Here is a 17,669-nt window from a genome sequence, read left to right on the forward strand (position 1 = left end):
GAGGGGAGGGCGCCGGGGGGACCTCGCGCTAGTCAAACTTGTACAGTGACCTCGGTAGAAGCCGCCCACCGAGGAGACCCCATGTCAGCGATCCGCCTGCTGATCCTCGGCGCGGTCCGGCAGCACGGCCGGGCCCACGGCTACCAGGTGCGCAACGACCTGGAGTTCTGGGGCGCCCACGAGTGGTCCAACGCCAAGCCGGGCTCGGTGTACCACGCGCTCAAGCAGATGGCGAAGCAAGGGCTCCTCGTGGCCCACGAGGTCGCCCCGAGCACCGCCGGCGGCCCGCCCCGCGTCGAGTACGAGATCAACGACAGGGGAACCGAGGAGTACTTCGCGCTGCTGCGCGAGGCCCTGAGCTCGCACGAGCAGAAGTCCGACGCGCTCTCCGCCGGCATCGGCTTCATGGTCGACCTGCCGCGGGCCGAGGCCGTCGCCCTCCTCCGGCGGCGGATCGACGGGCTCGCGCGCTGGCGGTCCTCGGTCACCGACTACTACGTGCCGGAGGGCGGCCCCGAACAGCTCGGCCACATCGGCGAGATCATGAACATGTGGGTGCACTCGGCCGACAGCGCCGCCGAGTGGACCCGCGGCCTGGTCGAGCGGATCGAGGGCGGCGCGTACTCCTTCGCCGGGGAGGGTGAGCCCTTCGTGGGCGTCCTCGGCGACGACGAACCGAACCCGTACGCGACCGGCCCGCACCCGGAGGACGACCGCTGACGGCCCCTCGGCGGCCTTGAGACCGTGTCCCCCGTGGGGGTGCCTCGTTCGTACAGACGACTTTCGGTCGATCGAGGACGAGGTGGTCATGCGGGTCCGCAGGATGTCGGGACACGTGGACGGGGCCGGGGCCGGGAACGGCGCCGGGACAGGGGCAGGGGCAGGAACAAGGACAGGGGCTGACGCCGGGGCCGGTGCCGGGGCCCGGGCGGCTGACCTGCCGGGGAGGACGAACGCGCTGGACCGGGCGTTCGCGCTGCTCCCCGCCCGGGGGGCCGCGCCGATGCTGGTGGGTCACGTCCTGGACTTCCCCGCCGGGTCGTTCACTCTCGACGCGCTGCGCGCCCGCGTGGCCGGGCGGGCGGCCGGGCTGGAGGCCCTGGGGGTCGTGGCGGTCCCCGGAGCGCGCTCCTGGACGCGGACCGCGCCGTCCGGCGCCGAACCGCACGTCACCGGGGAGCGGGTCGACGGCCGGCTGGCCGAGGCGACCGACGCGGTGTGGGGCGGGCCGCTGCCCGCCCGGCCCGCGCCGGGGTGGGACCTGCGGCTGCTGACGTGCCGGGACGAGGGCGTGCAGCGGGTGTGCTTCCGCATCGACCACGCCGTCACGGACGGCGTCGGCGCCGCCCACCTGGTGGCCGCGCTGCTGGCCGACGAGCCCGTCCCCGGCCCGCATCCGTACCGCCCGCCCGCGTCCGGGCGGTCCTCGCTCGCCTGGCTGGGCGCCTCGCCGTTCGGGAGGTTCCCCGCGCACGAGACGGTTCCGCCGGGGTGCGGGGCGGCACCGAGCGGGCGGGCGGCCTTCGCGTACGCGGACGTCCCGGACGCGGAGCTGCGGGCGGTGGCGTCCCGGTGGGGCGCGGGCGTCAACGACGTGTACCTCACGGCGGTGACCGGCGCGCTCGCCGCCTTCCAGCGGCGGCGGGCGGAGCGGGTGCACGACCTGCGGGTGGTGATGCCGATGTCGGTCCGCACCCGGGAGGCGCGGCTCGCGGCGGGGAACGCCGCCCTGCCGGCGATGCTGCGGCTGCCGTGCCGGACGGCGGACCCGGGCGAGCGGCTGGCGGCGGTGACCGGGCAGACCCTCGCGCACAAGGGGTCCGGGCTGCGGGAGGGCGGCTGGCGGGCCCTGCTGCGCTTCCCGCCCCGTCTCCTCGACCGGACGACGACGCGCACGCCCTTCCGGCTGGCCGCCAGCCACATCCACATCCGGGGCGACTACCGCGTCCTGGGCGCTCCCCCGCTCGCCACGAGCGTCTTCGGCCTGAACAGCCCCGGCATGCTCGGCTACTTCTCCCTCACCCGGGCGGCCGGCACCGCCCGCCTCGCGGTCGTCCACGACCGGGCTCACGCGGCGGCGGCCGAACTGCCCGGCCTGTGGGCGGAGTCGCTGGCCGAGCTCTCCGGACGCGCGGGACGCCCCGGTGTCCGCGAGGTCTGATCGACGGCGGGCCGGCCGGCTCCTTCCCCCGGTGCCGACCCGGTCAGTCGGCCGGATGCCGCCCGGCGTGCCGGGCCAGGGCGGTCGCGAGGGCGGCGAAGGCGACCGCGTGGCCGCGGGCGTTGCCGTGGACGCGGTCGTCGGCGTAGATGCCGGGATCGGCGGCGAGCGGGTGGTGGTGGGTGTCGACGTGGACGCCGCCGAGCGCGTGCGTCAGGCCGGCGGTGATCCGGTCGAGTTCGTCGAAGCGGCGGGCCATGCCGTCGGCGTGTTCCGGCGGGACGAGCCCGGAGCGGGCGAGGTCGAACAGGCCGATGGTGACGAGGAGGGCGCCGCTCTCGGCCAGGGGCGTGAGGAGCGCGGCGAGCCGGGCCCGCAGCGTCTCCGGGTCGAAGTCGCGGAAGGCGTCGTTGCCGCCCGCGCTCACCATCACCACGTCGGGCTCGAACTCCAGGGCGGGGACGACCTGCCGGTCCCGGATCTCGTCGACGAGCAGGTGGGGCGCGGCCAGGTTGACCGCGGCGAAGCCGGGGCGGGTGGCGGCGAGCGCGTCGGCGAAGCGGTCGGCGAAGGAGCGGTGGCGGTAGCCCGGCAGGGGGCCCATCACGCCGGCGGTGACGCTGTCGCCCAGCACGGCGAGCCGGTTCCACGGGAGGCCGCGGAGCAGTTCGGCGGCGGTGTCGGGGGACACGCAGTACGGGTCGGACGACTCGACGGCGGGATCGGCGGGGACCGCGGGGGCGGCGGGTCCGGCTTCGGCGGTGGCCGTGGGCGGGGTGTGGACGGGGGGCCGGTCCGGTCGGGAGCTCATCGACGGTCTCCTCCGGGGGTCGGGGCGGCGGCGGCCGGGGTCCGCCCGGCCGGGGGCTCGGGGCTCGGCGGGGCCTGGGGGGCGAGGCGCAGGGCGAGGCCGCCGAGGGCGGCGGCCAGGCTGACGGCGGTGGCGAACCCGTACACGGCGGCGTACGGTGCGGCGCCCGCGCCCGGCGTCTCCGCGATGATCACGGTCGTGGCGGCGATGCCGAGGCCGCCGCCGACCTGACGGGCCGCCATGACCATGCCCGTCGCGGCGGCGAAGTGCCGGGGCGCGGCGGAGAGGGCGGCGGCACTGGAGATGCCGACGGTGGCCAGGCCGACGCCGGCCCCGATCACCGTCCCGGTCGGGAGCCAGAGCGTCCAGAAGCGCGGCTCGGTGTCGATCAGCAGGGCCAGGGTGCCCGTCGCGGCGGCGACGAGGAGCGAGCCCGCGGTCACCATCGTGCGCGGGGAGAGGGCGAAGGGGAGCCGTCCGACGCCGATGCCGACCACGGCGGTGACGAGCGCCGCCGGGCTCATCGCGAGTCCGGCCTGGAGGGCGGAGTAGTGCCAGGCGCCGGTCATGAAGAGCACGCCGAGCAGCATCGTGGTGAACAGCGCGGCGCCGTACGCGAGGGAGACGCCGCTCGCGACGGCGAAGGGGCGGCTGCGGAAGAGGTCCAGCCGCAGCGCGGGGCGCGGGTGCCGGAGCGCCCGGAGCACGGTCGCCGCGCCCGCGAGCACGGTGACGGCGGCGGCGGTCAGCACGTGCGCCGAGGACCAGCCCCGGTCGGGGCCCTGCGTCAGCCCGTACACCGCGGAGCCGACGCCGAGGGCGAGCAGCAGGCCGCCCGCCAGGTCGGGGCCCCGGCCGGTCCGGGACTCGCCGGCGGGCAGCTTCCGGCCGGCGATCAGCACCCAGGCGCCCACCGGCAGGTTGAGGCAGAACAGCGCCCGCCAGTCGAGGACTTCGACCATGAGGCCGCCGAGGGCGGGTCCCGCGGCGGCGGCCAGCGCGCCCGCCGCGCTCCACACGCCGATCGCGGCGCGCCGCCTCTCGGCGGGGACCTCCGCGAGCACCAGGCCGAGCGAGGCGGGGACCAGCAGGGCCGCCGCCAGGCCCTGGAGGGCGCGGGCGCCGAGCAGGACGGGCAGGGCGGGGGCGACGGCGATCAGCAGCGACGAGGCGGTGAAGAGGGCGACGCCGACGAGGAAGAGCCGGGCGCGGCCGACCGCGTCGGCCAGCGGTCCGGCCGGGGCGAGCAGGGCCGCGAAGGGGATGACGTAGGCGGTGGCGACCCAGGAAACGGTGGTCAGCGAGACGTCGAAGTCGGCGGCGATCGGCGGCACCGCCAGGTTGGTCACGGTGGCGTCGAGGAAGCTCAGGAAGGTGCCCGCACAGGCGAGCAGCAGGGCACGGGAGGCCCTGCCGGGGGAAGCGGCGGTCGTCATGGCGAGGATTTAAGAAGACGATCGTTCGTATGTCAACGGCGTACGGTCGTTTGGTAAAGTGGCGCCATGGCAGGACGTGCATCGGCTCAGGCAGCCCTGGAAACCCGGCGGTCGGTGCTGCGTGCCGCCGCCGAGATCGCCTCCCTGGAGGGTCTCGACAGCGTCACCATCGGCCGGCTCGCCGACCGGCTGGGGATGAGCAAGGCGGGCGTGATCGGCCAGTTCCGCAGCAAGGAGAAGCTCCAGCTGGAGACGGTGGAGCTGGTCCTGGACGACTTCCGCACCCGGGTCTGGCAGCCGGTGCGCCACCTCGGAGCGGGACTCCCCCGCCTGTCGGCCGTCTGCGCGGCCTGGGTGCGCTACGCCGCCGACCCCGGCTACCCCGGCGGGTGCCTGCTCACCCAGGTCACCTACGACTACGACGGCCGCACCGGCCCCGTGCACGACCGGATCGCCGAGGGCCGCTCCCGCTGGCGGGACACCCTCGGCCACGACGTCGACACCGCCGTCGCCGCCGGGGACCTCCCGGCCGGGACGGACACCCCCCAGGTCGTCTACGGGCTGGAGTCACTGGCCGCCGGCATCACTCCGGCGCGCCTCTTCCACGGCGACACCCGCACGGAGGAGTGGGCCCTGCGCGGCATGCACGCCGTCCTGGGACTCCCCCTGACGGACTGACCACTCCCCCTCCGGCGGACCGGGCCCCCGGCGGACCTCGGACGCCGGGGGCCCGGCGGCGGACGCCGGGGTCAGCGGTGGGTGCCCGCGGTCCGGCGGGTGGCGACGTTGACGCGGTTCCACGCGTTGGCCGAGGCGATGGCCATCACCAGGGCCGCGAGGCTCCGTTCGTCGAAGTGCTCGGCGGCCCCGTCCCAGATCTCGTCGGGCACGCCGCCGGGGTTGTCGGCGATCCGGGTGACGGCCTCGGCCAGTGCGAGGGCGGCGCGCTCCTCCCCGGTGAAGAAGGGGGCGTCGCGCCAGGCGGCCACCGCCCAGAGCCGCTCGTCGGTCTCGCCCGCCCCGTGCGCCCGGTGGGCGTGCAGGTCCACGCAGGCCGCGCAGCCGTTGATCTGTCCGGTGCGCAGCCGGACGAGTTCCAGGACGCGGTGGGGGACGCCGCTGTCCTGGAGGAACTGTTCCATCTGCGCCATCGCCCGGTAGCCGCCGGCCGCGAGCCGGTAGACGTCCGCCATCCGCGCCTGCATCTGATCCTCCATATTTAAGATAGGAAACATCCAGAATAGAAATACGCCTCGCCCCCCGCTCCTTCGGCGGTCCGGGGGTCAGAGGTTGGCGATCCGGCGCCGGGTCATCTCCGGGGTGCGGGGCTGCCGGCTCTCGACCTGCTCCTTGAGCGCGGCGAGCGTCTGGCCCGCGAGCTCCCGGCGCCAGGCCGCCTCGGCCCGGCGCATGGCCTGGGAGACGGCGCACACCTTGCGGTAGTCGACGTCCGCGCGGCCTCCGGGCCCCTTGCGGAGGATCTCCTGACAGCGGAAGGCGTCCTGCCCCCCCTCGATCGCGTCGACCACGTCGAGCAGCGTGATGTCCCGCGGGTCGCGCGCGAGCCGGAAGCCGCCGCGCGGACCGGTGGCCGAGGTGAGGATCCCGGCCCGGACCAGGGCCTGGAGCTGCTTGTTGAGGTAGGCCGCGGGCAGGTCGTAGAACGCCGCGAGCTGGGTCGCCTTGACCGCCGTCCCCTCCTCGGCCCAGGCCAGGTTGAGGCAGCTGTGCAGCGCCCATTCGACGCCTTCGCTCATCTGCATGTTCTGGATATTACACATCCGGGATCACCCGGTGGCCCCATGACGTGCTCCGCCTCCCCCTGACGGGAGCCGAGGGCCCCACCCCCTCCCCCGGCAAATAAATCCGGCCCGAAGCCTTCCCGAACAATGCGACATGTGAAATTTTACACGTCACATGGCAACTGCCCGTGCTCCCCGCACGTGGCCCCAACGGCCCCGGAGGCCCCCACAGATGCACCCCTCCCGGATATCGAGGACCCGCGCGCGAAGACTTCCCGTGCTCGGCGTGGCCGTCCTCATGGCGCTCGGCCTGTTCGCGCCGCAGAGCCAGGCGGTCCCCGCCGCGCCCGCCGACGTCTCCGCGGGCGCCCCGGCGTCGGCGGCGCCGCGGGCGATCCCGGTCCCCAGGTCGCCCCGCGCGATCGCCGAGAGCCCCCGCTTCCGGCTCTCCTCGCAGGACGGCACCGAGGAGTCCGGCCCGAAGGCCGCGCCCGCCGCGGGCAGGACGGGCGAGCAGCGGTTGTCGGCCGCCGCCGCGAACGCCTGCGACGACCTCTCCGGCGTCATCGACGCCACGGGCAGCACGCTGGTCCAGCGGCTCAGGGCGCTCCCCCAGATCACCTGCACCTACCCGCTGTTCGACCTCACCGGGGAGAACGCGCGGAAGGCGTTCCGCGAGGCGCAGATGGTGACCGTCGCCGACGCGCTGCGCGGCGACGCAGCCGCGTACGCGGGCGACAACCGTGCCTCCACCGGCCAGTTGGTGATGTTCCTGCGCGCCGGCTACTACGTGCAGGACAACCACGCGGACGCCGTCGGCGCCTACGGCCCGGCGCTGGAGGGCGCGGCGCGCGGCGCGCTCGACGCCTTCTTCGCCTCCCCCCGCAGCAAGGACGTCACCGACGCCAACGGCGAGATCCTCAACGAGGTCGTCACGCTGATCGACAGCACCCACGAGGCCGGCCGGTACGCCGGAGTCGTCAAGTGGATGCTCGGCGCCTACGACGGCACCTGGCCCGGCCGGATGAACCTCGCGATGCAGCACGTCGAGTGGGTCGTCGACAACGGCTTCAAGGCCCGGAACGACGAGCGCGGCTGGCGGGCCGCCCTCAAGGCCGACCCCTCGATCCTCGACACCTGGGCCGGCTTCGTCACCCGCAACGGCGCGCAGCTGAACCGCCTGGACGTCGTCAGCAACGTCGGGCGCTTCCTCGGCCACGCCCTCGACGTCCCCGAACTCAAGGAGCGGGTCCGTCCGCTGCTGAAGGACCTCATCAACCGGTACCCGAACGTCGGCCCGACCGCACCGCTCACCATGAACCTGGGCTGGGCGACCCGCCAGTACGACCGGGGCAACTGCGCCGTCTACGGCATCTGCGACCTGGGGCAGCGGGTGCTCCCCGCGATCCTGCCGATCCAGCACACCTGCACCCCCGGCCTGAAGATCCGCGCCCAGGACATGTCGCCCGGCCAGCTGGCGAGCACCTGTACGAGCCTGGTCGAGCAGGACGCGTACTTCCACCGGATCATCGGCGACGAGGGCCCGATCCCCGGTGACGTGAACACGAACCTGGAGGTCGTCGCCTTCGACGACTACACCCAGTACGCGCTGTACGCCTGGGCGATCTACGACATCGACGTCGACAACGGCGGCATGTACGAGGAGGGCGACCCGGCCGCCCCCGGCAACCAGGCCCGTTTCATCGCCCACGAGGCGAGCTGGCTGCGCCCGGCCTTCGAGATCTGGAACCTCAACCACGAGTACACCCACTACCTCGACGGCCGCTCCAACATGTACGGCGACTTCGAGGCGGGCATGACCACGCCGACCATCTGGTGGGTCGAGGGCATCGCCGAGAACATCTCGTACGGCTACCGGAACGAGCGGAACGCCGACGCCATCGCCGAGGCCGCGAAGAAGACGTACCGGCTCAGCGAGCTCTTCGACACCGTCTACGGCCAGGACGAGGACCCCGAGGTCAACTCGAACCGGGTCTACCGCTGGGGCTGGCTCGCGGTCCGCTACATGCTCCAGAAGCACCCCGCCGACGTCCGGACCGTGCTCGGCGAGTACCGCACGGGCGACTGGGCCGGGGCCCGCGCCTTCCTGAAGCAGACCATCGGCACCCGTTACGACGCGGACTTCGCGGCCTGGCTGACGACCGCCTGCGCGACCGACGGCTGCGGCCCGCTGCCGGACGCCCCCACCACCGCGCCCGCACCGCTCTGCACCCTCCCCGACACGCGCCAGTTCGACCAGAACTGCCGCCGGGACGGTCTCGCCGCCACCACGGGCAACTACAGCCACCACTTCGTGTACCTGCCGGCCGGCGTCGGGCGGCTGACGATCACCAGCAGCGGCGGCACCGGCAACGCCGACCTGTACTACGGCGGCGGCAGCTGGGCCACCACCACCGGCTACCGGGCGAAGTCGGCCGGCGCCGGGAACGGCGAGACCCTGACGATCGACAACCCCCCGTCCGGATGGGTCTACTTCAGCCTCGCCGCCGCCCAGGACTTCAGCGGCGTGAGCCTCACGGTCCAGGCCAGGTGAACCGCTCCGCCCGGTCCGCGTGACACCGCTCCGCCGGGGCCCCACCGGGTCCCGGCGGACGTCACCCGGCCCGCCGCCGGACGAGAGCACCCCACGCCCGGCCCACCGCGGCGGACCAGCCCGCGCCCCCTCCGGACGGCCGCCGGTCCGCGGCGGCGAGCCGCTCCCGCAGCCCGGCCGGCGGCCATCCCCGGCCGGTGCCCGTCAGCAGCAGGACCGGATCGAGGTGCCGCCACCGCCGGAAATCCGCGACCAGCGACTCCAACCGGCCTCCGGGCGAAGGGAGTTCCCCGGCGTCGAGGCGTTCCAGGTCGGCCAGTGTCTCCTCGAACAGCGTCCGGATGCCGTCCCCGTCGCCGGCCAGCGCCTCGGTCCGCAGCAGGACGTAGGGGCCGAGACGGGTGCCGACGAGCTCGGTGAACTCCTCGTACAGCGGCGAGAAGCGCTCGCCGATCCGCCCGGTCAGCCCCTCCCGCCGGGCGCGCAGCCGCGCCAGCGCGGTCTCCCCGTCGACCACCAGGTACGGGTAGGTGGCGTCGCCCCACGCGTCCAGCAGCTCCGTGTGCTCCTCGGTGCCGGCGTCCTCGGTGTCGGCGATCCTCGCCTCCGCGAGGTCCCCGGCGCCGAACAGCGCCCACCACAGCAGCGGCGGCCAGTTCGCGGCCTCCAGCTCCGCGCCGCCGTCGAAGAAACCGGCCCACTCCCCCGCGGCCCCGACCGGCATCCGGGGCCACGGAGCGCTGTTCAGATGAAGTCGCGTACCCATGGCCCGCCCCCGCTCTCCGCCGGTCTCCCCCTCATCGTGCCGCAGACCGCGGCCCTGCCCTAAATCGCTGGTGGGACCATCGACGGCGGGAAAGAATGGGGATCCACGAAACGGGAGGGAAACCCATGAGCCAGGCGTACCTGACTCTCGACGCGCTGCTGCCGCCCGAGGAGTTGGCGGCGGCGGTGGAGGCGGGGCACGTGACGCGCAAGTCGCACCCCGAGCTGCCGCTGTCCCTCTACACGTACACCCGCGGCTGTCAGTACGAGGGCGTCTGGAACCGGGTCACCGTCCGCTGCCGGGGGCTCGTCGCCGACGACCGCACCGGGCGCATCGTCGCCCATCCGCTGCCGAAGTTCTTCAACGTCTCCGAGCACGAGTCCGGCCGGCCCTACGCGCCCGCACTGCCGGACGAGCCGTTCGAGGTGTACGAGAAGGTCGACGGCAGCCTCGGCATCGTCTTCCACTACGAGGGACGCTGGCGGGTCGCCTCGAAGGGCTCCTTCACCAGCGCCCAGGCGACCTGGGCGCAGCGCCGGCTCGACGCCGCCGACACCTCCCGGCTGGTGCCCGGGGTGACGTACGTGGCGGAGATCGTCTACCCGCGGAACCGCATCGTGGTGGACTACGGCGACCGGCGGGACCTCGTCCTGCTCGCCGCGTTCGGCCCCGACGGCACCGAGACCGGGCTCGCGGAGGCGGGGGCCGCGTGGGACGGCATCGGGTCGGTCGTCACCGTGCACCCGCCCATGCCGCTCGAAGCGCTCGTCAAGCTGACCGAGACGAACACGCTGCCCGACGGCTCCGCCGCCACCGGCACGGACGCCGAGGGCTTCGTGCTGCGCTTCGCGTCCGGGGTGCGGGCCAAGGCCAAGCTCACCGAGTACGTGCGGCTCCACAAGGTCCTCACGGGGGTCACCGCGCGCGACATCTGGCGCGGGCACGGCGTCCAGCGCTTCGCCGGCACCGCAGCCAAGCAGCTCGCCCAGGGCCTCGGCCTGTCCGTGGCGGAGCTGGGCGGGATCCGCTCGCAGGGCGGGCGCCCCCTGGACGCCCTCCTGGAGCAGGTGCCGGACGAGTTCGACACCTGGGTGCGGTCCGTCGTGGCGGACCTGGAGGAGGCGTTCGCCGCCCGCGAGCGCGCCATCGACGAGGCGTACGGGCGGCTCGCCCCGCTCGCCGGCGACCGGGCCGCCTTCGCCCGCGCCGTCCGGGAGCTGGCCGACCCGACCCTGCGGTCGGCCATGTTCCTGCGCCTCGACGGCCGCCCCACCGCGCTCTTCGTGTGGCGCTCCCTGCGCCCCGGAACCAGCGACCCCTTCACCACCGACGAGGAGAACTGACCGTGCCCGTGGTCCACGTGATGACCGGACTGCCGGCGTCCGGCAAGACGACCGCCGCCCGCGCCCTCCAGGAGCGGTCCGGGGGCGGCATGCGCCGCGTCAACCTCGACGACCTGCGCGCCATGCTCGACCTGCCGGGCGGCGACCGCCGCTCGCGCGCCCACGAGCAGACGGTGCTCGGCATCCAGGACGCCGCCGTGCGCGCCGCCGTCGACGACGGCTTCGACGTCGTCGTCGACAACACCCACCTCACCCCGCACGTCCCGCGGCGGCTGAAGGCGGCCCTGACCGGCCGCGAGGCCACCTTCGCCGTGCACGACTTCACCGGCGTGCCCGTCGACGAGTGCGTGCGCCGCGACGCGGCCCGCGAGCGGTCCGTGGGCGAGGAGATCATCCGCGTCCTCGCCGAGAAGCACGCGAAGGCCACCCGGGGCGGCTGGCGGCTCACCGCCGAGTGGCTGAACGACCGGCCCGCCGCCACCCCGTACGTCCCGGACGCCGCGCTGCCCCCGGCCGTCCTGTGCGACATCGACGGCACCCTCGCGCTGCGCGGCGACCGCGGGCCGTACGACTTCGGCCGGTGCGACCTCGACCTGCTCAACGTCCCGGTCCGCGAGGCCCTGCGCGCCTTCCGCGGCTCCCACGGCGACCGGCTCGTGCTGCTCTCCGGGCGCAGCGAGGACCACCGGGCCCTGACCGAGGCGTGGCTGGAGCGGTACGAGGTCCCGTACGACGAGCTGTGGATGCGCGCCTCCGGCGACGGCCGCTCCGACGACATCGTCAAGGCCGAGCTGTTCGACGCGCACGTCCGGAACCGCTACGCGGTGCGGGTGTCGCTCGACGACCGGGACCGGGTGGTCGCGGTGTGGCGCCGGATGGGGCTGCCGACCTGGCAGGTCAACTACGGCAACTTCTGAGCCGGCCGGATTCCGGGGGCGGGGGTCAGTCGAGGCGGACGGCCAGCATGCAGGCGTCGTCCTCGTGACCGGCGTGCTCCGGGTCGGCGAGGATCAGGTCGATGAGGTCCTGGGGTGCGGCGTCCGCGTGGCGGGAGACGAGGTCGGCGAGGCGGTCGACGCCCTTGGTGACGTCCTCGCCCCTGCGCTCCACCATGCCGTCGGTGTAGAGGAGCAGGAGGTCGCCGGCGTGCAGGGGCGTCGTGGCCGTCTCGTACGCGTAGCCGGGCAGGGCGCCGAGCAGGGGGCCGCGCCTGCCGGTGTGGAGGGGCCGGGCCCGCCCGTCGCGCAGCAGGAGCGGCGCGGGGTGGCCGGCGTCGGCCCAGCGGAACTCCCGGGCGTCGTCGATGTGGCCGGCCACGACGGTGGCGGTCTGTTCCGAGGGGTCGCTGCAGACCAGTTCGTTGAGCCAGGTCGTGATCTCGCCCGCGGAGGCGCCGGTCTGGGCGAGCCCGGCGAGGGCGTGCCGCTGCTGGGACATGCGGGCCACCGCGTCCAGGCCGTGGCCGGCGGCGTCGCCGATGGCGACGAGGACGCGGCCGTCGGGCAGGAGCCGGCACTTGTACCAGTCGCCGCCGACGGCCGCGTCCGGTTCGGCCGGGCCGTACGAGGCCGCGACGGTCAGCCCGACCGCGGCCAGGGCCTCGGAGTGGGTGGGCAGCAGTGCCTCGCGCAGCGCGTCGGCCACCCGCCGCTCGGCCTGCGCCTGGCGCCGGAGCCGGTCGGACTCGCGCCCCGTCTCGGCGAGTCTGCGGCGGCTGCGGATCTGCGGGGTGAGGTCGCGGGCCACCAGGTTCACGGCCCAGGGCCGTCCGTCGGTCCCGGCGACCGGCCGTCCGAGGAGGTCCAGCGTCCGGACCTCTCCGAGGACGAGGAAGCGGATGCGGGTCCAGGCCGGTTCCTCCCCGGCCAGGACGGAGGTGAGGAACTCGGAGAAGGCGGTGAGGTCGCCGGGGAGCAGGGCGTCGCAGAGCTGGTCCAGCGTCCAGGGCATCCGGATCTCGGCGTGGAAGATCCGGCTCAGCCCCTCCGACCAGGTCACCTTCCCGGACAGCAGGTCCCAGTTGCCCCAGCCGAGGGAGGCGAGGTACTGGGCGTCGATCGTCAGGAGTTCGGTCTGGCTCTGCACCGGCCGCCAGGTGGCGAGGACCTGCTCGCCGCAGCGGGCGGCGGAGTAGAGGAGCGGCGCGCGGTGCAGCCGGCCCAGGCGCTGCTCGGTGTAGTCGACGACCCGGCCCTCCAGGGGGCCGCCGCCCGCGATGACGTCCGCGAGCCCGGCGAGGAGGCCGCTCGCCGCGGCTCCCGGACGGGCCTCCAGGAACCTCTGCCCCACCTGCCGGTCGGGGGCCTCCAGCCAGTCGGCCGAGCGGATCCTGTTGCCGGCGACGATGCGGAAGTCGCGTACCGCCCCGGTCTCGTCGTGGAGCGGTTCGAGGAGGACGGCGGAGGCGGGGATCGCGTCGAGGACGGAGCAGGTGCCGGTGGCCCCGGGGTCGTGGGTGCTGCAGAGACAGGACGTCCCGGAGTCGCCGCGCACGGGCAGCGTGGGCATCGGGGCGAGCGTCTGCACGGAGGCGGTGACCTCGTCCCCCGGGGTGGGGCCGGCGGGCCGGTCCGCGGTGCGGCGGACGGCGGACCGCAGGCTGGAGACCTCTTCCCCGATGAGGGCCTTGAGCTCTTCGACGGTGTCGGGCAGCGGAAAACCCATGATCGCCTCCCGGCCGGTGGCACGCCGCCGAGTCGACGGCCCCGGCCCCGCCGCCCTCGACTCCTGCCCGGGCGAGTGCCCGCCCGTCCCGGCATCATGCACGGACCAGCAGACCGCCTGCCGCCCCCGGATCAGGGGGCGGCGGGCCGGAGCACGAACCCCGACAGCGGGGCGAGGGTCTTCCAGCCGAGCGTCTCGTAGAGGGCCCGGCCCTGGACGGTCGCGCCCAGGACGCCCACGGACAGCCCGTCCTCGACGGCCGCGTCCGTGAGCGCGCCCATCACCACGGTGCCGAGGCCGCGGCGGCGGTGGGCGGGTTCGGTGACGATCTGGTCGTAGACGCAGGCGGGACCGGACCGGCCGGTCTGTCCGACCGCGGCGGGCCGTCCGTCCGCGGTCAGGACGTGCGCGCGGGTGACGCCGCCCTCGGTCTCGACGGCGACGGTGTACCCCTCCGGGACGCGGGCGTACGCCGGGCGCAGGTCGACGGCCATGAGGAAGCAGGCTTCGACCGGTTCCCATCCGGCGGGGAACCAGTCCGCCATGACGTCCTGCGGCAGGAATCCCTTGACGCACGTGGTGGGTTCGCCGAGGGAGGCGACGAGCGCGCGGGCGGTGCCGGGGTCGGCGTCGGTGCCGCCGTCGGAGCCGAGCAGGACGTGCCGGACCTTCTGGGCCGGCTGCCCGACGTCGATCCGCAGCCCCCACGGCTCGTCCACCGGAGCGGGCGCCCGCCGGGACACGGCCCAGCCCTCGGCCCACCAGCGTGCCACGTCCATCGTCCGCCCCCCGAACCCCGCGCGTCGTCGGCGGGGGCGCGCATGGGTGCGCTCCCCCGTCACCGCACTGTACGGGAAGCGTCCCGGGGGCCTTCCGAGCGGGCGAGGACGGCGTCGATCGCGGAGCGGATCCGCTCGTCCTGGAGGAAGGCCCGGTGGTCCCGGTACCCGGCCAGGCGGCGGTCGGACTCCCGTACGGCGTGCAGGGCGGCGCGCGCGGCCGGGGAGAGCGTGCCGATGTCGGCCAGGGCGTGCAGGGCGTCGAGGAAGGGGCCGTAGGAGTCGCCGCCCTCGGCCACGGGGAAGAGGTCCGCCTCCAGGACGGAGGCGCTCGGCTCCGGGTCGCCGGTGATCCGCCACAGGGCGACCGCCGCGCGCGGGCGCAGCCAGGGGCCGCCGTGCTCCATGACGTGCCGCACCCCGTCGGCGTAGGGCGCGGCGGCGGGGCCGAACGTGCCGAGGAGGTGGACGGGCCCGTACCCGGGTCCGTCCACCCTCGGCACCGCCTCTCCGACGAGACGCAGCGCCTCGCCGTGGTCGCCGCCCAGGCGCCAGAGCGCCCACGCCACCTTGAGGTGGTTGGCGGGATGGTCGAGGACCACGGCCCCGCGCACGGCGGGAGCGGCCGGGGCCGCCGCCGGTCCCATCGCCACGAGGGCGTCGATCGCGCTCAGGGAGAGGCAGGAGTCTTCCAGCAGGGGTACGACCTCCGGGAGCGCGGGCGCCGCGGCGGGTCCCCATGCCTGGAGGACCTCCAGGAAGCAGCGGGTCAGCGGGCCGTCCGCGCCGGGGTCGCGGAGGAGTTCCCGCACCGCGGGCAGCAGGGTCTGCGCGTGCTCCCGCAGGGGGATCAGGACCTCCTCGATCTCCGGCAGGCGCGGGTCTCCGAGGACGTAGGCGCGGGAGTACCGGTCCCGGTAGGGGGCGTACAGCCGCTCGACGAGGTCCGGCAGGCCGCGGGGGTCCCCGATGCGGTTCAGCGCCCAGCGGGCGTGGTCGCCGACGGTGCCCTCCAGGTACTCCTCCTCGCCCGGGTCGTCGAGGAGCGCGGCCAGTCCGTCGGCGTACGGCGCGGCCTCCGGGCCGAGGACGGCCAGGAGGTGCGCGGCCCGGTACCGTACGCCGTCGTCCGGGTCGGCGAGCAGCGCGCCCGCGAGCGGCAGCAGCGCGGCGGCCACGGACGGGCGGACCACGAGCAGCCGCCAGGCCTCGTCCAGCGCGGTCCGGCACAGCAGGGGGTCGCCGTGCTCGCGGGCCGCGCCGATGAGCCGGACGCAGAAGGAGAGTGCGGTCTCGGGGGCGTGTCCGAGGAGGGAGACCGCCCAGGAGACGACGCTCTCGCGGCCGAAGGCGTCCTCGACGGCCGGCAGGTACCAGACCGTCTCGAACCGGGGCCGGACGGCCGGGTCGGACAGGACGTCCACCAGCAGGTCCTGCTCGCGGACCGGCGCGTCGGGGTCGAACGCGGCCCAGGCGTACACGGCCGCGACCCGCATGACGGGGTCCCCCGTCCGCAGCACCCCGGTGACCGTTTCCCGCACCCGGTCGACCGCCCCGGCTTCTCCGGAGGCGGCCGCGGCGCCCCCCAGCGCGAGCAGCAGGGGCAAGCGCACCGTCGGGTCCGTCTCGGCGCGCCACCGCTCCAGGAGCGCGTCGGCGTCCTCGGCGAGGGCCAGGGCCTCCCTCCGCACCTCGGGCGCGGGGTCGGCGAGCAGCGCCGGGAACCGGGGGCGCTGGAGCCGCCACGCCGCGTGCCAGCCGGCGTCGACCAGCGCCGGATCGGCCCCGGCCGCCTCCTTCTGCGCGCCCGCCAGCAGTTCGACGAGCGCGGCCCGGGCGCCCCGGTCCGGATGGCGGGCGAGGGCGAGGCGGACGACGAACGGCAGCGCGGCGGTCGCGACGGAGGGCACCCGTCCCCTGCCCAGCCCGAAGCACTCGAACAGGGGGTGGCAGTCCTCCTCGGTCGCCGCGTCGCCCCTGCGCACCAGGCGGCGCAGGGCGCGCTTCGTCTCCCCGGGCGGGTGGAACTCGGTGGCGGGCTCCAGCAGTTCCCACCGGACCGCGTCCAGCTCCTCGAACGTCACTCCCGTCACGCCCGTCACATCTGTCACGCCCGTCATCCGCACCCCCGTGTGCACTCGCCCGTCGGTCCCCCGCCGGGCATCCTGTCACCGCGGGACGGTCCCCCGCGCGTTCCTTTCGGTCCGGTCGACCGCCGCGCGGACCACCGCGGCCAGTTCGACGGCGGTGGTGGACTCGGGGCCGCCGGTCAGGCGGCTGTGGGTGAAGGCGAAGGACAGGCCGCGGCGGTGGTCGGCGAAGGCGACGCTGCCGCCGCTGCCGTTGTGGCCAAAGGCCGGTTCGCCGCCCATCGCGGGCAGGTCGAGGAAGTAGCCCATGCCCTTGGCGACCGGCGCGCCGAGGATGCGGTCCGGCTCCGCCGTCTGGAGCGCGTACAGCCGGGGCAGGGCCTCGGCGGGGAGCAGGCGGACGCCGTCGACCTCGCCGAGCAGGGCCGCGTACATCCGGGCCGCCGCGCGGGCGGACAGGGTCGCGGCGGCGGGGAGGTCGGCGCGGAGGTAGTCCGGGCGGTTGGCGAGGGCTGCGGCGGGCCACACCCCGCGGTGCGGCAGGGCGAGGAAGAAGGGCGCCCCGGGCGGGATCTCCGCGAGCCGCTCCTCCCAGGAGCCCGCCACCAGGGGCACCACGCGGTGCGCCTGCTCCTCGGGCACGCCGTAGAGGAGCGAGTCGGCGATGCCCAGCGGTTCGGCGACGTGGGTCCGCAGCGCCTCCGCGACGGAGAGGCCGGTGACCCGGCGCACGAGCTCGCCGAGGATCCAGCCGAAGGTCCAGCCGTGGTAGCCGGTCGCGGTGCCCGGCTCCCACAGGGGTTCCTGGGCGGCGACGAGGGCGGCCATGCCGTCGAAGTCGAACAGCTCCTCGGCGGTGACGGCCGGCGGCAGCTGCGGCACTCCCGTGCGGTGGACCAGCGCGTCGCGGACGGTGGCGCGGTCCTTGCCGTGGGCGCCGAACTCGGGCCAGTACGCGCTGATGGGGGCGTCGGGGTCGAGCAGGCCGCGCTCGGCGAGGACGTGGACGAGGGTCGCCGTCACCCCCTTGCCGGTGGAGAAGCTGTGGAAGAGGGAGTCGGGGCCGACGCCGTCGCCCGCCCGGGCGTCGACGATCAGTTCGCCGTGCAGGTACGCGGCGACCTGCGCGCCCGTCTCCCGGCCGGAGTCGACCAGCGATCGGAGGACGCTCTCGACCTGTGCCTGCAGGTCCGCCATCGAGATTCCCCTCACCCGTTCGCCGGAGCAGTTCCCAGGACAGTGATCAAGCTGTCCTGGGAACGGTCCGGGCGTCAAGGCCCCCGGATGACGTGACGGCACCGGACCGGGCCGGGAAGCGGCGGG

General features: G+C 75.1%; 15 protein-coding genes. 6 read left to right on the top strand and 9 right to left on the bottom strand.

The window, feature by feature from the left end; genetic code table 11:
• The first annotated feature begins 81 nt into the window (after window positions 1-81).
• Both IE326_RS20770 and IE326_RS41540 read left to right on the top strand, forming a co-directional pair.
• A complete protein-coding gene (locus IE326_RS20770; protein ID WP_190042568.1) occupies window positions 82-720 on the top strand; it encodes a PadR family transcriptional regulator in 639 nt (212 codons plus the stop codon).
• 283 nt (window positions 721-1,003) lie between these two features.
• On the top strand, window positions 1,004-2,161 hold the full coding sequence (locus IE326_RS41540; RefSeq protein ID WP_190042569.1) for a hypothetical protein: 1,158 nt from the start codon (window positions 1,004-1,006) through the stop codon (window positions 2,159-2,161).
• A 43-nt stretch (window positions 2,162-2,204) separates the two neighbouring features.
• Here IE326_RS41540 and IE326_RS20780 read toward each other — a convergent pair whose 3' ends face one another.
• Window positions 2,205-2,972 (bottom strand): SGNH/GDSL hydrolase family protein, encoded by a 768-nt coding sequence (locus tag IE326_RS20780; protein ID WP_190042570.1) that lies wholly within the window; start codon window positions 2,970-2,972, stop codon window positions 2,205-2,207.
• Window positions 2,969-4,408, bottom strand: a complete 1,440-nt coding sequence (locus IE326_RS20785) for a DHA2 family efflux MFS transporter permease subunit (protein ID WP_150226302.1) — start codon at window positions 4,406-4,408, stop codon at window positions 2,969-2,971. The genes IE326_RS20780 and IE326_RS20785 overlap by 4 nt, the downstream gene beginning before the upstream one ends.
• A gap of 66 nt (window positions 4,409-4,474) precedes the next feature.
• Between IE326_RS20785 and IE326_RS20790 the strand changes: the two genes are divergently transcribed.
• Window positions 4,475-5,086: a TetR/AcrR family transcriptional regulator gene (locus IE326_RS20790; protein ID WP_150226303.1), complete on the top strand. Its 612-nt coding sequence runs from the start codon at window positions 4,475-4,477 to the stop codon at window positions 5,084-5,086.
• A 71-nt stretch (window positions 5,087-5,157) separates the two neighbouring features.
• On the opposite strand, the gene IE326_RS20795 is transcribed toward IE326_RS20790, so the two are convergent.
• Window positions 5,158-5,613 carry a carboxymuconolactone decarboxylase family protein gene (locus IE326_RS20795; protein ID WP_190043438.1) on the bottom strand — a complete coding sequence of 152 codons (456 nt, stop codon included), beginning with the start codon at window positions 5,611-5,613 and terminating at the stop codon, window positions 5,158-5,160.
• A 78-nt stretch (window positions 5,614-5,691) separates the two neighbouring features.
• A complete protein-coding gene (locus IE326_RS20800; protein WP_190042571.1) occupies window positions 5,692-6,171 on the bottom strand; it encodes an RrF2 family transcriptional regulator in 480 nt (159 codons plus the stop codon).
• A 265-nt stretch (window positions 6,172-6,436) separates the two neighbouring features.
• On the opposite strand from IE326_RS20800, the gene IE326_RS20805 reads away from it, so the two are divergent.
• Window positions 6,437-8,704: a M9 family metallopeptidase gene (locus IE326_RS20805; protein WP_308440331.1), complete on the top strand. Its 2,268-nt coding sequence runs from the start codon at window positions 6,437-6,439 to the stop codon at window positions 8,702-8,704.
• A 61-nt stretch (window positions 8,705-8,765) separates the two neighbouring features.
• Here the strand turns inward: IE326_RS20805 and IE326_RS20810 are convergent, their stop codons facing one another.
• Complete coding sequence (locus IE326_RS20810; protein WP_190042572.1) at window positions 8,766-9,470, bottom strand: hypothetical protein; 705 nt, start codon at window positions 9,468-9,470, stop codon at window positions 8,766-8,768.
• A gap of 125 nt (window positions 9,471-9,595) precedes the next feature.
• Here IE326_RS20810 and IE326_RS20815 point away from each other — a divergent pair, with 125 nt between their 5' ends.
• Together IE326_RS20815 and IE326_RS20820 are read left to right on the top strand one after the other, a co-directional pair.
• Window positions 9,596-10,813, top strand: coding sequence for a T4 RnlA family RNA ligase (locus IE326_RS20815; protein ID WP_190042573.1), 1,218 nt, complete (start codon window positions 9,596-9,598; stop codon window positions 10,811-10,813).
• 2 nt (window positions 10,814-10,815) lie between these two features.
• Window positions 10,816-11,730 carry a phosphatase domain-containing protein gene (locus IE326_RS20820; RefSeq protein ID WP_229915533.1) on the top strand — a complete coding sequence of 305 codons (915 nt, stop codon included), beginning with the start codon at window positions 10,816-10,818 and terminating at the stop codon, window positions 11,728-11,730.
• A gap of 25 nt (window positions 11,731-11,755) precedes the next feature.
• Here the strand turns inward: IE326_RS20820 and IE326_RS20825 are convergent, their stop codons facing one another.
• From IE326_RS20825 to IE326_RS20840, 4 genes are all read right to left on the bottom strand, one after another.
• Window positions 11,756-13,477 carry a PP2C family protein-serine/threonine phosphatase gene (locus IE326_RS20825; protein ID WP_190042574.1) on the bottom strand — a complete coding sequence of 574 codons (1,722 nt, stop codon included), beginning with the start codon at window positions 13,475-13,477 and terminating at the stop codon, window positions 11,756-11,758.
• Window positions 13,478-13,608: 131 nt separating this feature from the next.
• Complete coding sequence (locus IE326_RS20830) at window positions 13,609-14,256, bottom strand: GNAT family N-acetyltransferase (RefSeq protein WP_150226309.1); 648 nt, start codon at window positions 14,254-14,256, stop codon at window positions 13,609-13,611.
• Window positions 14,257-14,315: 59 nt separating this feature from the next.
• On the bottom strand, window positions 14,316-16,367 hold the full coding sequence (locus IE326_RS20835) for a HEAT repeat domain-containing protein (RefSeq protein ID WP_190042575.1): 2,052 nt from the start codon (window positions 16,365-16,367) through the stop codon (window positions 14,316-14,318).
• Between the two features lie 57 nt (window positions 16,368-16,424).
• Window positions 16,425-17,543, bottom strand: a complete 1,119-nt coding sequence (locus IE326_RS20840; protein WP_190042576.1) for a serine hydrolase domain-containing protein — start codon at window positions 17,541-17,543, stop codon at window positions 16,425-16,427.
• Window positions 17,544-17,669: the final 126 nt, after the last annotated feature.

Source organism: Streptomyces filamentosus, assembly GCF_014654895.1.
GTDB lineage: Bacteria > Actinomycetota > Actinomycetes > Streptomycetales > Streptomycetaceae > Streptomyces > Streptomyces filamentosus.